Raw genomic sequence first — 24,225 nt, forward strand, 5'->3', positions numbered from 1 at the left:
TCTTATACCTGACAATTAGAGTGGTCAAGTACAAGATTCACCTTTGTATATGAGTAACTGAAAGAATAGCAAGTACACTTTACTAAATTTCTTTCAATTTTTATTGCGTTTAGTATTCTTGATAAAATAGGTATAAACATCAAATTCTCAGATGAAAAAATATCACTAGTAATTGCAATATCCGCAATATCGGTGACTAAGGATGCTATATTACTTTTCAATAACATATTTTGTAGAAATAGAACAGATTCTTCAGGTATTAAGTTTATCAAGGGCAAATATACAGTCATTAAAATTCTCCGATAATATCAAATATTATTGAATTTTTAGCTAGGTCCTGCTTTTGTACAACATTGTCACATAATTATACATTTAAGCCTATTCTTAGTTCTGGAGCCATGTCACTCAAAGCTTTCAAAAGTATATTTTGTTGCCTATACTGTTTTATTGCCTTCTGTAACAATCGAAATGTATGATCTCATAGATCACCTAAAAATGACTTCCAGAAATTCTTGCCAGAAAAGCGTGCTGAGTTAGCATAGTTAAAAAATGAGAGATAGTATAGCTGAGAATTATTAATGATATATTTAATCTATATTAGTCGAAATAACCCCTATATATAGGGTTCAATTAAACATATTATCCAGAGCTAGATATTATTTATTTTTTGGAGAGATGAAAAAATGTATTTTTTATAGAATCTTATGAAATGATAAATTATGTATGGTATTATCGGTGTATATTACAAATAAAATCTTTAATAAATATTTCAATGGTTGTATATATTACATATGGAAACATATAATAAATACAATTTATTCACAAGCACTGATAAGTACAATGAAATATAAAAAATATACTACTTTATTGGTAACAATTTTGAGTTCCACTCATAATCTGATTGCCGATAGGCCTTAGGGGACAGACCTACTGTCTTTTTGAAAATACGGCTAAAATAATAAGGATCATCAAAAGCCAGCTTTAAGGCTATCTGGCTAATTTTCATATTGGTACTTTTGAGCAGCTGGCAAGCTCTTTGTATTTTCAACTGATTAAAATATTCCACGGGGGCATATTGAATCTCTTTAAAAAAAAGACGATAAAAATAAGATTCTGAATAGCCAAAATATGTAGCCAGATCTTTTAATGTTAATTTGTTTTCTATATTTTCATACATATAGTGGGTTGCCAAACTGATAAAAAAAGTTTTCTCGGCTTTGGTATTTGAATATTTAGCCAGTCTGTAAATCGGAACATATAGAAACGTACTGATCAAATGATTAAAACCCAGATTTACATAAATTATAGTACTTTCTGTAATCTCACTTTCCATCACATTTAAAAGTTCATCGAAATAGCTGATCCTGTCGTTTATTCTGGAGTTACCGTCAATACCAATAGGTAGAACGCCGTGCAATTTTTCATAGATAGCTTCAGATTTTTTCCCTTTAAAATGTACCCAATAGATAAACCACGGATTATCCTTACTTGAACCATATTGGTGAGGAGTTTCGGCAGGAAGTACAAAAAAATGATTCTCTGGTACTACATGTTTTTCCCCATTTAATATGAACCACCCTTCGCCTTTGGTACAATAAATAAGTATATGTTCTCCACATCCAGACTCTCTGGATATAAAATGGTTTTCAGCTTTTGGGAAATAGCCCATAGAATGTACCACTAAATCGGATGTTAAGGGATTATTTAAAGCTTCTTCCACAACAAAAAAAGGATATACAACAAGCCTTTGCCCTGTGAAACCATGTTTTATTTTGATCATAAACTATTTATTTAATATGGCTATCTGATACTTTACCTAAAACAATTATAATTCACAGAAATACAATTAAATGTAACAAATGTAGTATCTGATATAATCTGCTAATAAATAGCTTTTAAAACTAATATTTAGGTATAACATATGATAGCCATTTACTTAAAGTGACACTATAAAATTATGAATAAAATTTGTCCACACAATTTTTATTCATTTATATTTTTTAAGGCTATACTAAAAGTCTGAAGTATTCAATTTCGAATGGCCAATAGTTATCACTAGGGTCTTTGCCTATTAACTACTCTCAATTTATAAGTAAAGTTCTTATAAATAAATCGAGCTTACGAGTGCTTCATTCTTGTGTAGTCTGTCCAATGCTGATTCACAATAATCATTAATGCTTGCTGATTTCTGCTTCTCTCCAATTGTCCTGATAACCACTTAATAGATCCACAAAACGTTTAGTTATAAGATGAGGCCGAGTAATGGCACTTCCTACAACCACAGAATGAGCACCGAGAAATAGTACCTTCATTGCATCTTCCGGCGTATAAATGTGACCTTCCATAATTATATAAACTTTATCTTTAAAATCACGGCACATGCGGGCGAATTCTCTCAAATCGGGATATTCTATATGTTTAGTGTCGGCAGTGTAGCCATATAAGGTCGGTCCTATAATATCTGCTCCCATTTCGAAGGCTCTTACAGCTTCATTATAATTAGCTACATCAGCAAATATTATGGCTTCAGGAATTTCTTTTTTTACTATAGGAAGTAACTCATAGGCGTGCCTGCCTTCATGAGTGATTTGTTCGGTACAGTCCAATGCAATTATTTCAGCTCCTGCTTCCCAAACTTGTTTTGCGGCTTCCAGAGTTGGAGTAATAAATACGTCTGTATCATCATGCCATATTTTATAAAGCCCTATTACAGGCAAATCAACTTCTTTTTTGATAGCCCTGATCTGATCAGGTGAATTAGCCCTAATTCCTACTGCACCACCCCATTGGGCCGCTTTTGCCATTTTTACAACAAAATCTATAGAAAAGGTTGGATCATCATGTTGAACTTGACACGACACGATTAATCCTCCTTTAAAAGATTCGATAAGTTCTCTTTTTCTTGTATCCATAAAATTATATTTATTTAAGGTACTAGACTCGTCTTTATTTAATTACATAATTTTTTCCAAAAATGCAGCGCCGATGATGCCTGCATCATTTCCTAACGAAGCGCATATTACAGGGGGAACTCCAATCTCATCCCCGGCATGAGTATATATTCTTAACTTTTGATTTACCGGCTTTAAGATCAAATCTCCGGCATGGGCAATTCCTCCTCCAAGCATAATTACTTCGGGACGAAAAATAACAACAAGGCTCGAAATTCCTGCCGCTAAATAACTCGTATAATCATCTAATAACTTTATAGCAACAGGGTCCCCATCTATAGCAGCTCTACATATAATTTCTCCATTTATGTTGTTCTCATTGTTTTTAGCCAAACTAAGAATCAAACTTGACGGTTCCTTTCTTACAGCCTCATTAGCTGCCCTTATAAGAGCGGTTGCAGAACAATATGCTTCTAAACAACCTTTTTGACCACATGTGCATAGTGCTCCATCATACATAAGCTTAGTATGCCCTAATTCTGCACCCATATTATCTGCACCCGCATATATTTTATTATCAATGATTATTCCACCACCGACACCTGTTCCAAGTGTCAGCATCAAAGCAGTGCTGTACTGACTTGCAGAACCAGCTAAAATCTCACCATAAGTCGCACCATTAGCATCATTTGCTATATAAATAGGAAGAGGTATATGTTTCTTCAAATAATCGTAAATAGGTATATTCTTCCATCCGAAACAATTAGCGTGTACAAGTAAATTTGTTTTAGGATTGATATTACTTGGCATACAGATTCCCCATGAGGATATGTTATCAATACTCAAACCTGCTTTTTGTATAGCTTTTTTACTAACATCAGCCATATTATAAACAAGTTCATCGACCGTGTTTCCGATTTTTGCGGATATTCCTTCTTTAGCGATAATGTTATAGCTTTCATCAACAATACCTGCGACAAAGCTTGTTCCTCCGACATCCAGTCCTAAATAATACTTTTTGGAAATTTTCATTTGGTTAACTTTTATAGAATTTAATTTAACACTCTACAAAAGTAAATATTGGAATATTGAATAAAAATGTAATATAATTGATAAAAGAATGGAGTATTATTGCATATGCTTTCAACTTTCGATTGAATCATCGTTTTATGATATTTGCATGCAAGTATAATCCATCTTTTTGAGCGATTCTCTACATTGTCCGTAACTTTTATCTTTATTATTTTTGTCTAAAATTCAAATTAACAATTAGTTATATATTGATTGATCACGGAATATTATGGCAAAATTTGATGTGGAGATAGTGCAAAATGTAGAAATCAGCAAAAAACTGGCTAGTGAGAAATCGTTGCTTGAGCAATTAGAAATTATGGAACGATATACAACAGTTCACAAAAAAAAATCGAAATATTCAAAAGAGATGCGGGAGGTGGAATGTCTGAAGGTTCTGTACCCTGCCCTTTTTCGCAAAATAGCCGATACAGATTTGATTGCCGGTAGATTCGATGTGCTACCAATTGGTTTTGGAGCAGTAACATCTTTAGGGGGAGTCGGTCATTTTTGTGTATTCCGTAAATTACGCGATTTTCAAAAAAAACTTGAGGAAAAAGATAAATTTCGTGTAGACGCCTTATATGATTATTGGCTGGATCACGACTTGAAAACTCAGTATAATAGGGAAATGATTACAGAAGATACCGTTGGTATGTTTATAGACTGTGAATATCCAATGATCGCAACAGCCCGTTTGTCCGGGATGATGCTCGACTATCCAAAATTGTTGGATAACGGTATCGGCGGACTTCGCAGGATATTGACGGAGCATCTGAAAAAACAGCCTGATAATGACTTTTATAAAGCGGGCCTTCAATGCCTTGATATTTTTGTGGATTGTGCAACAGCTCTTCAGATAGATACTCTGAAACAGATGAAGTCAACAGACAATAAGCAAAGATATAATGAGCTAAAACGGATGCACGTAGCCCTTGAAAATATTAAGGAAAATAGTCCGCAAACATTTCACGAAGCCATGCAACTCTTTTGGCTGTATGCCATGCTAGCCGGAGTTATCAACTATGGCCGATTGGACGATTACCTTGGTCCCTATCTGGTCGCAGACCTGAAGGCCGGCCGCTTGACTATGGATGAGGCTTACAACTATATCTATTCGCTTTGGACAATGATAGAAAACCGTCGAACGACAGTAAACGGGCGTGTTATTGTAGGTGGAAGGGGGCGTAAGCATCCGAAAGAAGCTGATGTATTTCTACATTTGGCAATGAAGGTCGCTAAAAACTCGAAGTATGTAGAACCTCAATTTACACTGCGTGTAGATAATGATACACCGGAAGAAGTCTGGGATGAGGCTCTCGATGCCTTAGGAGCCGGCGCAACATATCCTACTTTGTATAATGATGAAGTTAATGTTCCTGCTGTTGCTTATGGCATGAGAGTAGATGAAAAAACTGCGGAACAATATGTTCCTTTCGGTTGTACTGAATTTGTAATACAAGGACAGAGCACAGGAACGCCTAATGTCTGTATTAACCTCCTTAAAATCCTCACTATTTTTATGAATGATGGAATCGACCCTATGGATGGTAAAAGGAAAACAGGTTCGATGCAGGTCAAAAAGTTAGAAGAATACAACACATTTGAGAACTTCTATAATGATTATAAAAAGTTCCTCGATTATTATCTGGACTTATCAGTTCAGGCGCAGTATCATTCTTATGAGGTAATGAACAAGCACGTTAGTTTTTTGTTTGCCAGCCTGCTTACGGATGACTGTATTGAAAGGGGAAAGGCATTACTGGATGGTGGCGTTCGTTATCTCGGCGGGACAAATGAAACTTATGGAAATATCAATACTTCCGATTCGCTATGGGCAATAAAGGACCTCGTATTCGACCGCAAGAAGTATACTCTACGTGAGCTAAATAACGCAATGCTAACTAATTTTATAGGATACGAAGAAATACGAAAAGATTGTCTGGATTGCGATAAATATGGTAACGATCTTGATACTGCCGATACTATGGCAAACGATCTGTATGAATTTGTCGCTAAAGGAGTGCGCGATAGGGGGATTGCAATAGGAATGCAGTATTTTCTTATTGTAATAAGCAATAACCAATTAAACACGGAATGGGGAAACAGAACAGGGGCTTCCCCTGACGGAAGGCTGTCAGGTATGTATATGAACCCTGCAAATAATCCTCAGGGAGGAGCAAATAAAAGTGGACCGACAGCTATGCTGAATTCGTTAGCCAAGTTTGATGCTAAGTATCATGGCGGATCTGTTCAGAATATCAAATTCTCTCCATCGATGTTCAATGAACACAGAAATTTGATAAAAGTATTGTTTAAAACCTATTTTGCCAAAGGTGGATGCCATCTGATGGTAACGGTCGTAGACAAGGGTATATTGGAGGATGCGGTTAAACATCCGGAAAAATATCCCGATCTGATTGTACGGGTAAGTGGTTTCTCCGCCATTTTCGTCGATTTATCACCTAATATTCAAGAAGAATTGATGAGCCGTGTTTTATATAATAAGTAGAAATGGAGAAAAGAATATCTATAATGGAGATTGAGCGCTTTGCCATTCATGATGGTCCGGGCATACGTACAGTCGTTTTTCTTCAGGGATGCCCGTTACGCTGTTCATGGTGTTCGAATCCCGAATCACAAATGATCGGGCCTCACTTGTTATATATAAAGAATAAGTGCGTCGGTTGTGGTACATGTGCAAGAACATGCATTCATGGTAATATTAGAATGGAAGGATATTATCCTGTGTTCGATAGGAAAAAATGTGTTGCAAGCAAAGCATGTGCCAAGACTTGCGTACATAACGCCATAAAATTTGTCGGCGAATCTGTTTTTGCCTCCGAGATCATGGATGTGGTAGTACGTGACCGGGATTATTATGAAGTTTCCGGAGGCGGCATAACATTTTCGGGAGGAGAACCTTTTGTCCAATTTGATGGACTAATGCAATTGTTGACTATGAGTAAAAAAGAAAAGTTGCATACAACCATAGAGACCTGTGGACAAGTTGAGCTGGAAAAGATAAAAAGAGCTCTTCCTCTGACTGACCTGTTTTTGTTCGACATTAAGCACGCAGACAGATATATGTTGAAAAAAGAAACGAATGCTGATCTGGATACAATATTGACTAATATGCGTTTTATAGCCCAACAAGATTCAACAAAGATTATTATCAGAATTCCAATTATTCCCGAATATAACTTTAACGAAAAAACTATAGGGAAAATATATGATCTGGCAATAGAGAATAATATAAAACAGGTGAGTTTATTACCTTATCACACATTAGGAAAAGATAAATATGAACAATTGGGAACTGAATGTACATATTCTTCTAAACAGATGCTATTAAAAGAAGATTTGCTTCCTCTAAAAAAAATGGGAGAAAGGAGAGGTTTAACGATACGGATAGGAGGATAAATTTATTTAATTTATAGAGAATAAATTATGAAAACCCAGGGTGTAGGAGTAAAGGCCAATACTTTTATACTCTCTATTTAAAATATTAATACATGAAGAAACTAATAATCACATATTGTCTGGTATGTTTTTGTCTGACAATACACTCGCAAATTCCAAACATAGGAGAAGTGACATCTTTTATTAAAAAAACAAATAGTATAGAAGGAGAAACTCCCTCTGCTAAATTTCAAGTAAAAGCATATAACAATCATATTATACGGGTGAGAGTTACACAGAATTCAGCTTTTAATTCGGTTCATTATGCACTCATGGATTCGTTACCTGATAATGCTCAATGCTCTTTTTCTGAACAAGATACTGCCATAATGCTTAGCACACCCAATATTCAGACTATTATAACCATCAAACCTTCATTTGGTGTTATTTTCAAGAATAACAATGGTGAAACTGTAAATGAAGATATGCGGGGGAAATACTTTGGTACCACCTTCTATGGGAATAAACCCACTAATTATAAGATTACGCAAAAAGGTGAACGCTTTGTAGGCTTAGGCGAAGTATTAGGCAATCTCGACAAAAGAGGGATGGTATTTACCCTCAACAATACTGATACATATAAATATGGTGACCCACGTCTGTCTATGTATATAAGTATTCCTTTTTATATTGGTATACACAATGGACTTATGTACGGTTTGTTTTTCAATAATACTTACAAATCAGTATTCAACTTTGCCAGTTCTACACCGTTTACATCGGTTAGCATGGACGGAGGAGATATGGATTATTTCTTTATCTATGATACGTCGATAGATAAGATACTTGAACATTATGCGACTATTACAGGGCATACACCTCTGCCTCCCAAATGGAGTATGGGTTTTCATCAAAGTCGTTGTTCGTATTATCCGCAAAGCCAAGTGGAAAATATTGCTCAAACATTTCGTGACAAACAAATTCCGCTCGACTGTATTGTGCTTGATGCTGATTATCTACATGAATATGAACCTTTCCGTATCAATACATACCGTTTCCCTGATATAAAAGGGTTGGCTGAAAAGATGTCAACTATGGGCATCGAACTTACGGCTTCCGTTAATCCTGGTATCAAAATAGATTCGACATACGATGCCTATCTGGACGCAATGAAAAAAGATGTTTTCCTAAAATATGCGGATGGTACAACTTTTACGTCCGACATTGCACCCAATACCAATAATTATATAGATTATACTAATCCTAGAGGACGTGAATGGTGGATCGATAAGATGAGGTTTCTTGCCGACATTGGTATTCACGGATACTGGAATGATATGAACGAACCTGCATTAGTGGCAAGTTACATGCCCGATAATATACTGTTTGATTTTGAAGGACGCCGAGCCAATGCGCCGGAAGCCAAAAATGTATTTGGAATGCAAATGGCCCGTAGCAGTTATTTATCAGCATTAAAATATAACCCTGACTTACGTCCCTTTGTCTATACACGTTCGGCTTTTGCGGGTATTCAGCGCTATGCCGCTGTATGGAGCGGAGACAATACAGCTAGTGATGAAGGTTTACTGACTAGCATTTTATTAAATAATCAAATGAGCCTGTCAGGTATCCCTTTTTGCGGCCCAGATTTGGGAGGCTATATCGGTGACGGGTCCAAAGATTTGTTCAAACGCTGGATACAGGTAGGTATATTCTCTCCCTTTGTACGTAACCATAAAGAATACTTTGCCACTGCCAATGAGCCTTGGGCTTATGGAGAAGAAGTGGAAGCCATATCTAAAACCTACATCAATTTTCGTTATCGTTTGATGCCGTATATATACGACAAATTCTATGAAACCTCACAGACTGCGATGCCTATTACACGCAGCTTATGTGTCAATTATCCGTTCGATGATAAAGTATACAGTATAGACAATCAATATGAGTTCTTATTCGGTGATGCATTCTTGGTTATCCCTGTTACATCGAAGGAAACAACAAAAAAAATCTATCTACCCGAAGGACAATGGTATGATCTTTTTACAGACCACTCAATAGATGGTAAAAAAGAGATAAGAGTTGATGTGCCAAGTTATCAAATACCTGTTTATGTAAAGGCATCATCCATTATTCCCATGCAGAAAATAACGCAGTCGACTAAAGAGAATCCTGGCGATACCTTGTATTTACACATATATGCAGGTAAAACACCAAATACTTATGTGCATTATGAGGATGATGGAAACAGTTTTGCCTACAAGAAAAATATGTATGCGAAACGTACGATACAATATGACCCAGATAATAAGAGAATTACATTCTCAGCGAAAGAGGGGGATTTTATATCACCCTACAAGAAAATACAAATTATATTGCATGGGTTCGATTATCTAAAGCAAATACGATGTAACAACAAAGTATTATCTCTGCATAAAGCAAATATTCCGGTACTCAACCCACTCGATAATCTTAAAGATTTTTATGATAAAACTATATATAACACAGCCATAAACAGTATATTACAAAATGAGCAACATATCTTTGTTGTTAATAATAGTAATGCAATAATAGAAATTGACTTGGAATAATGTTAACCGTAGTCAAAAAGCTGATAAAAAGCAAAAATAATCCATTCTTTTGGCAGAATTAGTCTATCTAATTTATTGTCGATATTGCCTATTTTTGTTTTAGAATACTATGAAGAAACAATTCTGCCTTACACGCAGAGCATTTTGTCTTTTAATATAAATTATCTGTTTTTTATTTTTCCACATTTGCTCTGAAATTATAATTGAAAATAATATAAAGAATGAACCGTAAGCAATTTATATCACGTTTAAGTTCTATTGGAGTTGCAGCAGTTGCCGCACCCGTCATAGGCACATCTTCTCTTGAGGCTGCTACCTCATTTGCAAAGGCCCCAACAATTTCTTCAGACAAGAAAATACGCGTAGGGATTATTGGATGCGGAAGTGTATCAGGTATGTATCTGCCACATTTAATAAAATGCCCTTATGCTGAAGTTGTAAGTGTCTGTGATATTATACCACAGAGGGCGCAAGAGGCTGCTAAAAAATATAATGTAAAGAACTGGTATCCTCATATTGATAAGATGTTAGCCGGAGTTCCTTTTGATTTATTTGTGAATCTTACAGATATGCAAGAGCATGGTCGTTTAAATCGGATAGCTCTGCTAAAAAATATCAGCGTATGGAGTGAAAAACCGATGGCTAACACTTATGAAGAAGGGCGTGAGCTGTACGAACTTGCTAAAAATCAGGGAGTGCGGATATGGGGGGCACCAGCTGTTGTAAACAGCCCTCAATTTGCCTTCATGGCAAAGCAAATTAATGAAAATAAACTGGGACGCATAGCTGCCGCACATGCGCATTATGGACATCAAGGACCTAACTGGTCTGCGTTCTTCTTTGAAGAAGGCGGGGGAAGCTTGCCGGACCTGGGTGTATATAATATATCCACACTGACAGGATTGTTTGGTCCCGCTAAGTCGATTATTGCAATGACTAATGTTGTAGACCCTACCCGTAACACAGGGAATAAAGGTCATATTCAGGTTGTAGCGGAAGATAATGCCATGATCATTATGGAGCATCAAAATAATGTACTCACTCATATTCAGTGTGGTTTTAACTATTTTGATCCGTATGGGCACGAGGGTACAGGTCAAGAACGTCCGACTATATCTGTAGTTGGTTCTACTGGCAATATGCATATGATTGGTTATGACTGGAAACCATTTGCCGTGGATATGGCAACTACAGCCCACGAAAATACGCAACGTTTTGTTACAGATAGAGGTACTTTCCTTTGGGAAGAGGGTGCGTCTATTGTCTGCGAATCAATGGCGACAGGAAAAGACCTGTTGATAAATGCAGAGCATGCCTTACATGTTTTGGAAATTATAGAAGCCGCACGATTTTCGCAAAAAGAAGGGCGGAGGATTTCTCTGAAATCATCTTTCAAATGGCCGGTTGTAATATAAAAAGTAATATATCGGTAAAATGAGTCTGTTAACAGGCTTTATCTCTAATAATAGAGACAATTTGTAACGATTAAAAGCCAGCTTGCCTAAATTTAAAAATGATAGTTATACGGTTTAATGAGTCATTATAGTGATTGATTCCTATTTATGATGTACTAAATGAATCAGAATAAAAGAATTATGAAGAAGATTTTTTATTTTTCACTTATACTTATTGTCGCATCATTATATGCGTGCAATGGTAAAAAAACAGAACAGCAAATTGCTGATTCTGAAAAAACAGTAAATGATCCGATGACCTTGTACAATGAAATCGATCGGACTTCAGCACCTAATACTATAACAGAGACTGAAAAATCGAAAGGGTGGCAACTTTTATTTGACGGAACTACCGCCAAAGGATGGCACGGTTATAATCAGAAAGGCGTTCCTGGCTGCTGGGCTGTTGAAGATGGAACACTGACGATGAAAAGCGTAGGAGCTCAAGAAGAACAAGACCTTATTACTGATAAGCAATACAAGAGTTTTGCTCTATCGTTGGAATATAAAATGACAAAAGGAGCAAATAGCGGTGTGCTTTTTCAGATCAAAGAAGACCCCAAATATAAGTTTGCATATGAAACAGGTCCTGAATTTCAGGTCATCGATCACGAGAATTGGGCTGATCCTCTCGAAGACTGGCAAATAAACGGAGGCAATTATGCCATGTATCCACCTAAAGCAAAACCGTATAAACCTTTAGGCGAATGGAATCAGTTGATGCTGGTAGTGAATGAAAATGATGTAACTCAGATACTGAACGGGGAAGAAACTGTACAATACACTAAATATTCAGACGAATGGACCAAATTGCGCAATAGTGGCAAATGGTCAGATTTTCCGGATTATGGTAAATTTGACGAAGGGCATATCTCATTACAAAACCACGGAACAAAGGTGTGGTACAGAAATATCATGATTAAAGAACTTTAAAAACTATACATGATTATGACTACTCGTAGAAATTTCTTAAAAAAATCAGCTATAGCTGCTGCCGGTTTATATATATTTCCATCGAATGTAATCAGTGGACTAGGGCATAAAGCACCAAGTGACAAACTGAATATTGTAGGTGTAGGTATTGGAGGAAAGGGGCATCCTAATCTTGTGGGGATGAATACAGAAAATATTATTGGCTTATGTGATGTGGATTGGGCTTATGCGAAAGGCTGTTTCAACGAATTCCCCAAAGCTAAAAGATATAAAGACTGGCGTAAAATGTTTGATGAACTTGGTAAAGAGATAGATGGTGTAATGATCTCTACTCCCGACCATACACATGCCATTATAGCTGCTACTGCTATTACTATGGGAAAACATGTATATTGCCAAAAACCTCTCACTCATTCTATATACGAAAGCCGCCTGTTGACACGTTTGGCTGCGAAGTACAAAGTAGCGACACAGATGGGAAATCAAGGCAATTCTGGTGATGGAGCACGCCAGGTATGCGAATGGATATGGAACGGAGAGATCGGAGAGATTCGTGAAGTTCATGCCTGGACTGACCGACCGATATGGCCTCAGGGACTACAGCGCCCCAAAGAAGTTGTGAAAGTTCCTTCAACTTTAGATTGGGACAATTTTATCGGGCCAGCCCCATTCCGTCCCTACAATCCTGTATATACACCTTGGAACTGGCGAGGATGGTGGGATTTCGGAACCGGAGCATTCGGTGATATGGCATGTCATGTACTAGATCCTATCTATCAGGCATTGAAGCTGGGATATCCTACTAAAATACAAGGTAATTCATCTCTGATAAATACAGAATCACCACCTCAAAGCGAACAGGTGGAATTTACATTTCTTGCGCGCGACAACATGCCTAAAGTTGCTATGCCAGAGGTAAAGGTATATTGGTATGATGGCGGACTATTCCCTCATCGTCCGGATTTATTGCCTGATGGAACTGATCTTATGCGTGATGGACTTGGTGGTTGCCTTTTTATCGGATCAAAAGATACATTGCTTACGGATTGCGGAGGTTTTAATCCTCGTTTGCTATCGGGGCGTATTCCGAACGTACCTCAGACACTTCGTCGCATTCCGGGTGCTACAGGCTATTTTGATGGATATCATGAGCAGGACTGGGTGAGAGCTTGCAAAGAATCGTCTGAAAACAGAGTAGAGACATCCAGTAATTTTGCATATGCAGGGCCATTTAATGAAATGGTATTACTCGGTGTGCTTGCCATTCGTTTGCAAAGTCTGAATAAAGTATTGAAATGGGATGGGCCAAATATGAAATTTACAAATATAGGAGCAAATGAAGAATTAAGAATTGTGTCAAAAGACAGTTTCTGGGTTAAAGACGGTCATCCTCACTTTGACAGAGAATATGTAACATTAAATGCCCAATCATCCGCTTCCGAATATATAAAACATACATATAGAGATGGTTGGTCTTTACCAGCTATGCCTTAAACGGAAGTGTAATCACAAAAGGGAGTGTGAAAATTTAAGGCACTCCCTCACTTGAAAATCTAACCTTATCTATTAGTTTAAATAAAACCTTGATCTTGTAACCTTCTGAATATAATAATTATGAAATCCTTTAAGTTACTTTTATTATCTGTTATTCTATCTTTTACAGCCTGTAAAGAAGAAGTGAAGCAACCTGAATGGAAACTGGGTATCCAAACGTATACATTTCACAAATTTACATTGATGGAGACATTAGACAAATCAAAGGATCTTGGTCTTCATTATGCCGAAGCTTATTTCTTCCAGACATTAGGGGGGAATTTCGCTGACACGGCTTATCTGAATTTCGATATCACAGATAATGTAAAAAAGCAATTAAAAGAAGAATTCGCTAAACGTGATATTAAACTCTATGCATTTGGAGTAGCATTCTATGATGCGACAGAGGATTGGGAGCGCTTTTTCAGTTTTTCTAAAGATATGGGGATACATACTATAACTTGTGAACCGAAACTCGAACATCTTGATTTTGTGGAAGAACTTGCACTGAAATATAATATAGAAGTCGCGATACATAATCATCCGGACCCATCTATTTATGCAGACCCGAATGTATTATTTGGAGCGCTTGAAGGGCGTAACCAGATAATGGGTGTATGTGCCGATATTGGTCATTGGAAGAGAACCGGTAATGATCCGATAGAAACACTTAAAAAATTTGAAGGACGTATAAAGGTCGTACACATAAAAGACCTGGATGAAAAAATGAAAGATACAACATGGGGTACCGGAGTCTTACAGGTAAAAGAAGTTCTGAATGAATTGAAAAGACAAAGGTTTAATGGTCTTATCTCTGTAGAATATGAAGATTTTGGTGATTCGCAGTTGGACGATATTAAAAAAAGTCTGGAATACTTTAATCAGAATTTAAATTAGAGTAAAAAGAATAATCAAAGCCTTTACTATTGCCTGGTCGATTTTGAGCTGATTTTCACTTAGCTCTCTATTGTTACTATATCTCCAGACTGAGATCTTAAATCTGATAACTGTAAAATAAATAGTTAACTTCTTACGGCGTTTTGTGGCATATTAATGCGGTTAAAAACTACGTAAATTTACCACAATTTAAATTTTACAAACATTTTATAATAATTACTTACGTCTAACAAAAATCTAATATCAAACGAACAGAACCCTACTATAAAGATAGTACTCGTCTATCATTGTGTACAAATTGGAAACAGCTAAAACTGATTTTCGACTGTTCTGCCGTTCATGGAAGATTTATTTAAAAAATGTATGTTTAAATAAAAAGCTTAAAACTATGAAAATTAAATCAAAAAAGACATTTGTTAAAAAGGCTTCGAACCTAACCTTGCGAAGAAGCTTATTGGTCTTTACTTGCCTTTTATTGGTGAGTATAGCTAATATTTATGCGCAAACAAAGACAATTACAGGTATGGTAACAGATGTTGGAGGCGAGCCTCTTATCGGGGTTAGCGTTCAAGTAGAAGGAACATCTATTGGTACTGTTACTGACATTGACGGAAAATATTCTATTTCAGTACAAAACGGTAATGTAATCGAATTTACATACATCGGAATGCAATCGCAAAAAATTATAGTAGCCTCCCAAAGTGTAGTGAATATTGTAATGCAAGATAATGCTACAATGCTTACTGAGACTGTAATAATAGGATATGGTACTGCAAAAGCCAAGGACTTGACATCTCCAATAGCTACTATCGACGGAAAAGAAGTGAACAAGCATCTGACTGCATCGCCAATGCAGGCTATGCAAGGAAAAGTCTCCGGATTGCAGGTTATCAATACCGGGCAGCCGGGTAGCTCTCCTAAGGTGCGTATACGTGGAATAGGGAACTACGATAATGACAAACAGGGTCCACTATATGTCGTAGATGGTATGTTCTTTGATAACATAGATTTTCTGAACAATGCAGATATTGAAAATATCAGCATACTAAAAGATGCCTCAGCTGCTGCTATTTATGGAGTGCGTGCTGCAAATGGGGTGATTCTCGTTACAACTAAAAAAGGCGTAACCAACAGAAGACCTCAAATTGTATATGATGGGTATTTTGCAATACAAAAAGCTTCTAATTTGGTCAAGATGGCCAATTCGGAACAATATGCCACTGTGATGAAAGAAATTGGAAATACAACTTCAATCGATCAATCTATAGCAAAATATGGAGGTAGTAACGGCATTCCGGCTGTAAATACAGATTGGTTTGACGAAATTCTGAAACCAGCACCTATGCATAGTCATTCGATTAGTGTGAACGGTGGCGGAGAAAAGACGTCATATTCAGTGGGAATCAGTTATCTGAATCAGGATGGTATTCTTGATACCGACAATAGTTATGAACGCCTTAATCTTAGGACAAAAGTTGATATAGGAATAACTGATTGGCTAAAAGTAGGCGGTAGCTTCATCGTTATGAACAGCGACCAGAGACTTGCCAATAAAAGTGCTTTTGGTAATGCTTATACATCACCATCCATCTATCCGGTATATAATAAGAACGGCAAAGGAGGAACACTCAATCCGAAAAACTATGTATCGCCTGAAGAAATAGGATTAGGTCAGTATTTCTGGAATCCGGTAGCTTTAGCTGATTATTATAATGATAAAGTAGGTATAACACAGGTACTACCAGCCATGTATATGGAATTATCGTTTCTTGAAAGTAAACTGACATTTAGGACCTCTTTCAATCAGGACCTGGCCTTCCAACGTAATCGCCAGTTTCTGCCTCAATATGAAATTTCATCCAATCAACAGAGGGCAAAGAGCTTATTGACCAAATCAACAGAATATACAAACAATTGGCTCATAGACAATATATTAACATATCGTGATTCATTCAATGATAGTCACAATCTGACAGTAATGGCGGGTACTTCGGTACGTAAAGATCGTTGGGAAAGACTACGTCTCCAAGGCGATGGAGTTCCAGGAGAAAGAGACGAATATTGGTATCTACATAATAGTGATGGTATCATTGCGCAAGATAGTGATGAGGATACTTGGTATGATCATGCTCGGGAATATAGGGGCGCTTCATTTTTTGGACGTGCCATGTACGACTATAAGGGAAGGTATCTTCTATCTGCTACATTCCGTGCTGACGGATCAAGTAAGTACCAGGAAAAATGGGGCTATTTTCCTTCTGTTGGTTTGGGATGGGTGCTCTCAGAAGAAAGTTTCATGAAGAACCAAAGTATCTTTGATTTCCTGAAGATAAGGGGTAGCTGGGGATTGTTAGGCAATGACAAAATACAAGGCAATGATGGCTTTCCTTCTATTACACAGGAGACAGGATATTTCAATGGACAATTACATACTGGTACTTCCAGTCTCTCTTTCTTCACTTTTTTGAAGTGGGAAAAGGTAGAAGAATGGGATTTTGGTTTGGATTTTACAGTTTTGAACAATCGTCTTAGTGGAGAATTTGATTATTTTAAGCGTACGACAAAAGATGCCGTATTTAGGAAAGAATTGCAACTAGGTGCAGGTTCATTATTAATGAACAACGGAGAGATACAGAATTCGGGCATTGAATTATCTCTAAATTGGGAAGACCGTATAGCTAAAGACTTTACATACAATATCGGTGTAAATATGTCGACCTTGAAAAATAAAGTTACAAAACTGGATGATCTCGATAGAATCATTACAACCGGAGACTATAGTCGTATAAGACAAGTAGGACAAGTTGTAGATGCGTATTATGGTTATGTGATGGATGGAATATATCAAAATCAGGCTGAAATAGATAATGATCCTACATTAGCTGATATCGCCAGCAAGCCGGTTCCTGGAGATATTAAATTTAAGGATCTTGATGGGGATGGTAAGTTAACCGATCAGGATAGGGACGTATTAGGATCACCACTTCCTAAACTATTTTTAGGAGGTAATATAGGATTCACATACAAGAATTTCGATTTTGGAACTGCTTTCCAAGGGCAGTTCGGGCATAAGATATTGAATCATAAACGCTTCATGAGACAAAAACAATCGGATATTAACTTCGACGAAAATATTATAAAAAACAGGTGGACAGGAGAAGGATCTACAAACAAATATGTATCAGGTGCTGCTTTAGGACATACATGGACATACAGTAAGTTTAATACATTCTTTGTTGAAAATGCAAATACATTTACAATTCAGAATATACAGTTCGGATATACTTTTCAGAATATTTTCCCGAAAAGTAATAATAGGTCTAGTATGAGGCTGAGTTTCACTGCAGAACGTCCTTTCAACTTCTTCTCTTATAACGGATTCACTACAGATGTTGCCGATGGTATAGATATCGATGTATATCCATTGACATCTACATATAGTATTGGGGTGAAAATAACATATTAAATCTAATAATTAAGATAATAAAAAAATTATGAAACGATATAAGTACATTTTTTTATCAGCGGTGCTATTATTTAGTAGCTGTGATGGTTTCCTAGATAAAGAACCTGAAAATTCACGACCAGTCTCAAGTATAGACTACACAATTACCAAAAACATGGATCAGCCGGTAATCGGGATTTATGCGCGTGCCAGAACCGGAGATGGTTTTAGCTTCTGGGGACGATTTGGGCTAATGTCAATCAGGGGAGACGATGTCGAAAAAGGTTCTACTCCGTCAGATCAGGGAGAACTGAACTACGCAAAGAGTTTCGAGTATAATCAGCTCGGTGGATATTGGGCGCTTAATGGTTCGTGGACAGGGCTATACAATATGGTATTACAATGTAATTCAGCATTAATCGATTTGGCTAGCTATAATGAACATGTGACAAGCGATGCTGACAAAAGATTGAATTTGCAATATCAAGCTGAAGTACGATTTATAAGAGCTTTTGCATATTTCCATATAGTACGCTTTTGGGGAGATATATTATTAGTAACAGATAATGAGCAAGTATTTAAGGCCATGGAAGTGACTTCGAGAGAAGACATTTATAACTTTATTAATGCTGAAATGGATTTCTGCGCAAATAATCTGCCTGCTTTGCGCCCAAATGAAATGCCAATGAAAGGGCGAGTAACAAAATATACCGCATTGGGGTTAAAAGCTAAAGCAAATGCGGATATAAACGATTGGGATGCCGTATTGAATGCTACTAACGAAATTATAGAAAGTAATAAGTTTGAACTTTATCCTGACTTTTACGATTATTTTAAAAAGCCGGGATGCCTGTCTGATGAAAACTTATTTGAATTGCAATACGGTTTGGCTGGGGTTACAGATATAGAATCGGATGCCTGGTTCGAATACCAAGGACCTCGTCAGGGATTTGAAGGTACTAAAATAGGAACCGGTTGGGGGTTTATGGTCCCATCCAAGTCTCTCGAGAAACTATTTAATGACAGAGGTGAGACCGTACGTAAAGAAACAACCTTCCTATATGCCGGATCAACCACCAGAGAAGGTGATATTATGAAGCCTTCTGTAGCAGCAGATGGACACGACAGAGTATTCAATGGAAAGAATTATATTCCTAGCACACAGATGCCGGTAGGTAAGACTAAATATGGTTATGGTAATCATATCCGTATGATACGATATGCTGATATATTATTATTAAACGCTGAAGCTAAAGTACATAAAGGGCAAAATGGGGATATTCCTTTCAATCTTGTAAGGACGAGAGCAGAAATGTCCACACTGACAAATGTTACGTTAGATCAGATCCTAGAAGAAAGACAAGTTGAACTTGCATGTGAATGGGGTGAGCGATACTTTGACCTCATTCGTACAGGTAAAGCAGAAGGAACTCTACCTGGATTTAAGGCCGGAAAATCAGAATTTTATCCTATTCCACAAGCACAAAAAGACTTAAACCCTAATTTAAAATAAAGTATTAAATATTTCATTTTTCTGGCATCTGTATCTGCAGATGCCAGATTATAATTCTTTTCTTATGAAAAAGCTGCTGTTTTTTATAGTAATACAATTGCTGTTTCTCCGGCTAGGTGCACAAGAACCGGAATATGACCATATAATATTTGATAATAGTCTGATGACCGGCTGTTATTACTATAGTAAGGCTGATTATAAATCTCCCAGCTATATTCAGAATACAAATAATAAACTACTTGTATCCGAAAAGGAATTCTTTACGGCAAAAAACTCATTATTATTCAATTATACTTCTGCTTCTGGAGGAAGTTGGTCGGCATCAGTTCTTTTCCGCGATTGGCGGGGAAAAGATTTTATTAAAGAAGGAAAATCGCTGGATTTCTGGTTACTTATCAAATCTGAAACAAAAAAAGAAGAGCTACCCCTTATCGCTATAGGTACTGTAGACAAAAACGAGTCAAAAGTTTCTTCCTTTATCAATATCGGAAAATATATAGGCACTATAGAGCAGGAAAAATGGATTTCTGTATGTATTCCGCTAACCGAATTTAAAAATATAAATTACACTCATACAAAGGAAATAAAAGAAGTTCTTTTCAAACAGAGTTCCCAAGATGGAAAAGAACATACTCTATATATAGATCAAATAGAACTTGCACCTATAAACAAGCCTACAAATATCGCATCTGCTCCGATAATAAAGGCGAAAGCCTATGAACGCCATGTAGATTTATGGTGGGATAAAGCAGATTTACAAAATGCAAAATATATAAAAATATACAGATCGGCAAATGGAAGTGAATTTGTTCCGGTTGGAATACAAGATCCTTTTAGTACTCGGTATACCGACTATAGCAACGAACCAAATAAAACCTTTAAATACCGTATTACCTGTGTCAACTATGATTACTCTGAATCACAGCCATCTAATATAGTAGAAGCTACAACCTATGACATGACCGACGAAGAGCTCCTGACTATGGTACAGGAAGCTGCATTCAGATATTTTTGGGATGGTGCGGAATCTCAATCAGGATTAGGTTTGGAAAATATTCCGGGACGAAGAAATATGATCGCAACAGGAGCATCAGGTTTCGGAATGATGGGTATGATAGCGGGAGTAGAAAGAGGTTTTATAACAAGGCAAGAGGCTGTGGAACGTTTCAAGAGAATAGTTACGTTTCTTGATAGAGCTGATACTTTTCATGGAGGGTATGCTCATTTTATAGATGGAATAACAGGTAAGGTAGAGCCATTTTTTGGCAATCGCGATAACGGAGCCGATATGGTAGAAACTTCGTTCCTATTCCAAGGACTGCTTACTGCCCGTCAATATTTCGACAAAAATAATACAGATGAGAAATTTATACGCGACACTATTACCAAACTTTGGGAGAATATAGATTGGCGATGGTATAAAAAAACGGAAGATAGTAAATATCTGTATTGGCATTGGTCACCCGATCAGGGTTGGGTTATCAATCATAAACTAATAGGATGGAACGAAACCATGATTACTTACCTGCTTGCCATAGCTTCACCTACGCATGGAGTAAGCCCTGATATGTACTATTCTGGTTGGGCAAGCCAAGATAAGGAGGCCTATGATTATCGTGCCGATTGGGGACAAACCACCGATGGTGCAAAATACTATAACGGGAATACTTATTATGGTGTAAAACTGGATGTAGGAGTCAATACCGGAGGACCTATATTTTTCACTCATTTCTCATTCTTCGGATTCGATCCGAGAGGTCTGAAAGACAAATATACAAGTAAGGACTATTTCGACAATCTGCGAAATATAGCTCTTATCAGCTACAGATATTCTATCGAAAACCCAAATAAACGTCTTGGATTTGGTTCTGGTTGTTGGGGGCTTACTGCTAGCGAAAGCCCTTGGGGCTATGCTGCTGCTGAAGCCATGGCACATCACGAATATGGCACAATGTCTCCGGCAGGAGCGATTGCCTCCATCCCTTATTTAACTGAAGAATCGATGGACGCTTTGAAAAATTATTACCGTAATTTTGGAACATTTCTTTGGGGTGAATATGGGTTTCGGGATGCTTTCAATCTGGATATAAATTGGTGTTCGAATATCTATATGGGATTAAGCCAGGGCTCTATAGCCACCATGATAGAAAACTATCGTACGGGCCTTATCTGGAAACTATTTATGAAAGACCCTGACATTCAAAAAATGAGGGATAAAGTATTTATTAAATAAATATATGATGAGATTAAGACAGATTACAGCTTTAATATTTTTTTTCTACTTGATTATATTAACTGGATGTACTAATAGAGCAAATACGGTAGATACTGAAATGGATAAATTTGTCAATGATTTACTCAGCCGAATGACATTGGAGGAGAAGATCGGACAAACTGTATTGTACACCAGCGGCTATGATGTAATAACAGGGCCTGTAGTAGATCCCAACTATAAGGAATACCTAAAAAAAGGAATGGTGGGGGGAATCTTTAATGCTGTAGGAGCAGATTACACCCGCAGTTTGCAAAAGATAGCAGTCGAGGACACTCGCTTGGGGATTCCGTTGATTTTCGGATATGATGTCATTCACGGACAACGGACCATATTTCCTATTCCTCTTGCCGAATCGTGTAGCTGGGATTTGGAAGCAATGGAACGTTCTGCTAGGATAGCTGCATCAGAAGCTACAGCGGAAGGTATAAACTGGATTTATGCACCGATGGTGGATATATCGCGTGATCCCCGTTGGGGACGGGTCGCTGAAGGAGCAGGAGAAGATGTATACCTCGGATCTTTAATTGCTGCCGCACGTGTGAAAGGCTTTCAGGGAAATAGTATCAGTGATTACAATACGGTAGTAGCTTGTGTTAAACATTATGCCGCATATGGTGCAACGATGGCCGGTCGTGATTATAATACAGTGGATATGTCTCTGAATGAACTGTGGAATACATTTCTACCTCCATTCAAAGCGGCGTTGGATGCCGGATGTGGAACTATAATGACTTCATTTAATGATTTGAATGGAATACCCGCTACAGGAAACAGATATCTATTAAAGGATATCCTACGTGATAAATGGAACTTCAACGGCTTTGTCGTTACCGATTATACTTCTATCAATGAAATGATTCCACATGGCTATGCCCGAGATGAAAAACATTCCGCAGAAATAGCGATGAATGCCGGTGTGGATATGGATATGCAGGGCGGAGTATACATGAATTATCTGAAAGCACTTGTAGAGGAAGGAAAAGTATCTGAAAAAGAAATAACCGAAGCTGCACGCGCCGTTTTGAGAATAAAATATAAGCTGGGCCTATTTGAGGATCCTTATAGATATTGTGATGCTAGCAGGGAAGAAACGGATATTCTTACAGCAGAGAACAAAGAAGCCGCACGGGATATGGCTCGTAAATCAATGGTACTGCTGAAAAATGACAATGAGACTTTACCCTTAAAAGAGGATAAGCATATTGCCCTTATAGGTCCGCTGGCTAAAGATCAATATGAGATATTAGGATGCTGGTCGGCAATGGGTGACCGCGATACTGTCCCTGTAAGCGTATATGAAGGGCTGTCAGCCGCTGTAGGTGAAAATCGCATCTCATATGCCAAGGGTTGTGATATACAGAGTGATGATACAAAGGGATTTTATGAAGCTGTCAGAGTAGCTTCCAAAGCAGATGTGGTGGTTATGGTAATGGGAGAATTTCATAATATGTCTGGTGAAAACAATTCCCGTACCAATTTATCACTTCCTGGTGTTCAGCTAGATTTACTAAAAGCAATAAAGAAAACAGGGAAACCCATAGTGTTGGTATTGATGAATGGGCGACCGTTGACTATAAATTGGGAAAAAGAGAATATAGATGCCATACTCGAAGCCTGGTTTCCGGGAACAATGGGTGGCGCTGCTATTGCGGATGTTCTGACAGGAAAATATAACCCAAGTGGAAAGCTCACGATGACATTTCCTCAGCATGTGGGACAAATTCCGTTATTTTATAATCACAAAAACACCGGACGGCCTTTCGATCCGGATGATCCGCAATTTGCATATGGCTCTAAATACTGGGATGTGTCCAACGACCCTCTTTATCCTTTTGGTTATGGGCTTAGCTATACAATGTTCTCTTATTCGGACCTAATGTTGTCATCCAAAGAAATAACGAAGGATAATCCAATAGAAGTAAGTGTAAAACTTATCAATACAGGCAAATGTGATGGAGAAGAGATTGTACAGCTATATATCCGTGATTTGGTAGGAAGCGTAACGAGACCAGTCAAAGAACTGAAAGGTTTCAGAAAGGTATTTCTGAAAGCAGGAGAATCACAAAGTATACAGTTTACCTTAACAGTCGATGATCTCAGGTTTTATAATGCCAATCTGGAATATGTATATGAACCTGGCGACTTCCATCTCTATGTAGGTGGAAGTTCTGAAACAAAAACAAAAGAAGAATTTGTGTTGAAATAAAAAAATAAGTTATT

General features: G+C 37.3%; 14 protein-coding genes. 11 read left to right on the top strand and 3 right to left on the bottom strand.

All coding sequences use genetic code 11. The features are described from left to right. Nucleotides 1-859: 859 nt before the first annotated feature. The 3 genes from JGH11_RS08165 to JGH11_RS08175 form a co-directional block, all read right to left on the bottom strand. Nucleotides 860-1,780, bottom strand: coding sequence for an AraC family transcriptional regulator (locus JGH11_RS08165; protein ID WP_201111091.1), 921 nt, complete (start codon nt 1,778-1,780; stop codon nt 860-862). 391 nt (nt 1,781-2,171) lie between these two features. Continuing rightward, entirely contained in the window at nt 2,172-2,912 is a 741-nt protein-coding gene (locus JGH11_RS08170; RefSeq protein WP_201111092.1) for an N-acetylmannosamine-6-phosphate 2-epimerase, read from the bottom strand. 42 nt (nt 2,913-2,954) lie between these two features. After that, the gene (locus tag JGH11_RS08175) at nt 2,955-3,923 is read right to left on the bottom strand and encodes an ROK family protein (RefSeq protein WP_201111093.1); all 969 of its coding nucleotides are present in this window, start codon (nt 3,921-3,923) and stop codon (nt 2,955-2,957) included. A gap of 268 nt (nt 3,924-4,191) precedes the next feature. Here JGH11_RS08175 and JGH11_RS08180 point away from each other — a divergent pair, with 268 nt between their 5' ends. From JGH11_RS08180 to JGH11_RS08230, 11 genes are all read left to right on the top strand, one after another. Beyond that, entirely contained in the window at nt 4,192-6,474 is a 2,283-nt protein-coding gene (locus tag JGH11_RS08180) for a pyruvate formate lyase family protein (RefSeq protein ID WP_201111094.1), read from the top strand. 2 nt (nt 6,475-6,476) lie between these two features. Next, entirely contained in the window at nt 6,477-7,385 is a 909-nt protein-coding gene (locus JGH11_RS08185) for a glycyl-radical enzyme activating protein (RefSeq protein ID WP_236263920.1), read from the top strand. A gap of 92 nt (nt 7,386-7,477) precedes the next feature. Then, nucleotides 7,478-9,955: a TIM-barrel domain-containing protein gene (locus JGH11_RS08190; protein WP_201111095.1), complete on the top strand. Its 2,478-nt coding sequence runs from the start codon at nt 7,478-7,480 to the stop codon at nt 9,953-9,955. Between the two features lie 221 nt (nt 9,956-10,176). Continuing rightward, entirely contained in the window at nt 10,177-11,370 is a 1,194-nt protein-coding gene (locus JGH11_RS08195) for a Gfo/Idh/MocA family protein (protein ID WP_201111096.1), read from the top strand. A 180-nt stretch (nt 11,371-11,550) separates the two neighbouring features. Next, nucleotides 11,551-12,342, top strand: a complete 792-nt coding sequence (locus JGH11_RS08200; RefSeq protein ID WP_201111097.1) for a DUF1080 domain-containing protein — start codon at nt 11,551-11,553, stop codon at nt 12,340-12,342. Nucleotides 12,343-12,357: 15 nt separating this feature from the next. Next, nucleotides 12,358-13,836: a Gfo/Idh/MocA family protein gene (locus tag JGH11_RS08205; protein WP_201111098.1), complete on the top strand. Its 1,479-nt coding sequence runs from the start codon at nt 12,358-12,360 to the stop codon at nt 13,834-13,836. Nucleotides 13,837-13,956: 120 nt separating this feature from the next. Continuing rightward, nucleotides 13,957-14,772 (top strand): sugar phosphate isomerase/epimerase, encoded by an 816-nt coding sequence (locus JGH11_RS08210; protein WP_201111099.1) that lies wholly within the window; start codon nt 13,957-13,959, stop codon nt 14,770-14,772. 388 nt (nt 14,773-15,160) lie between these two features. Then, the gene (locus tag JGH11_RS08215) at nt 15,161-18,238 is read left to right on the top strand and encodes a TonB-dependent receptor (protein WP_201111100.1); all 3,078 of its coding nucleotides are present in this window, start codon (nt 15,161-15,163) and stop codon (nt 18,236-18,238) included. Nucleotides 18,239-18,266: 28 nt separating this feature from the next. Continuing rightward, complete coding sequence (locus JGH11_RS08220; RefSeq protein ID WP_201111101.1) at nt 18,267-19,730, top strand: RagB/SusD family nutrient uptake outer membrane protein; 1,464 nt, start codon at nt 18,267-18,269, stop codon at nt 19,728-19,730. A gap of 64 nt (nt 19,731-19,794) precedes the next feature. Beyond that, on the top strand, nt 19,795-21,963 hold the full coding sequence (locus JGH11_RS08225; protein ID WP_201111102.1) for a glucoamylase family protein: 2,169 nt from the start codon (nt 19,795-19,797) through the stop codon (nt 21,961-21,963). A 7-nt stretch (nt 21,964-21,970) separates the two neighbouring features. Next, nucleotides 21,971-24,211: a glycoside hydrolase family 3 N-terminal domain-containing protein gene (locus JGH11_RS08230; RefSeq protein WP_201111111.1), complete on the top strand. Its 2,241-nt coding sequence runs from the start codon at nt 21,971-21,973 to the stop codon at nt 24,209-24,211. Nucleotides 24,212-24,225 lie beyond the last annotated feature (14 nt).

The organism is Dysgonomonas sp. Marseille-P4677 (assembly GCF_016652235.1).
Classification (GTDB): Bacteria; Bacteroidota; Bacteroidia; order Bacteroidales; family Dysgonomonadaceae; genus Dysgonomonas.

Bases quoted from the DNA above. Each gene is read 5' to 3' on its own strand.
- JGH11_RS08165 (WP_201111091.1), bottom strand. From the start codon at position 1,780: ATGATCAAAATAAAACATGGTTTCACAGGGCAAAGGCTTGTTGTATAT.
- JGH11_RS08170 (WP_201111092.1), bottom strand. From the start codon at position 2,912: ATGGATACAAGAAAAAGAGAACTTATCGAATCTTTTAAAGGAGGATTA.
- JGH11_RS08175 (WP_201111093.1), bottom strand. From the start codon at position 3,923: ATGAAAATTTCCAAAAAGTATTATTTAGGACTGGATGTCGGAGGAACA.
- JGH11_RS08180 (WP_201111094.1), top strand. From the start codon at position 4,192: ATGGCAAAATTTGATGTGGAGATAGTGCAAAATGTAGAAATCAGCAAA.
- JGH11_RS08185 (WP_236263920.1), top strand. From the start codon at position 6,477: ATGGAGAAAAGAATATCTATAATGGAGATTGAGCGCTTTGCCATTCAT.
- JGH11_RS08190 (WP_201111095.1), top strand. From the start codon at position 7,478: ATGAAGAAACTAATAATCACATATTGTCTGGTATGTTTTTGTCTGACA.
- JGH11_RS08195 (WP_201111096.1), top strand. From the start codon at position 10,177: ATGAACCGTAAGCAATTTATATCACGTTTAAGTTCTATTGGAGTTGCA.
- JGH11_RS08200 (WP_201111097.1), top strand. From the start codon at position 11,551: ATGAAGAAGATTTTTTATTTTTCACTTATACTTATTGTCGCATCATTA.
- JGH11_RS08205 (WP_201111098.1), top strand. From the start codon at position 12,358: ATGACTACTCGTAGAAATTTCTTAAAAAAATCAGCTATAGCTGCTGCC.
- JGH11_RS08210 (WP_201111099.1), top strand. From the start codon at position 13,957: ATGAAATCCTTTAAGTTACTTTTATTATCTGTTATTCTATCTTTTACA.
- JGH11_RS08215 (WP_201111100.1), top strand. From the start codon at position 15,161: ATGAAAATTAAATCAAAAAAGACATTTGTTAAAAAGGCTTCGAACCTA.
- JGH11_RS08220 (WP_201111101.1), top strand. From the start codon at position 18,267: ATGAAACGATATAAGTACATTTTTTTATCAGCGGTGCTATTATTTAGT.
- JGH11_RS08225 (WP_201111102.1), top strand. From the start codon at position 19,795: ATGAAAAAGCTGCTGTTTTTTATAGTAATACAATTGCTGTTTCTCCGG.
- JGH11_RS08230 (WP_201111111.1), top strand. From the start codon at position 21,971: ATGAGATTAAGACAGATTACAGCTTTAATATTTTTTTTCTACTTGATT.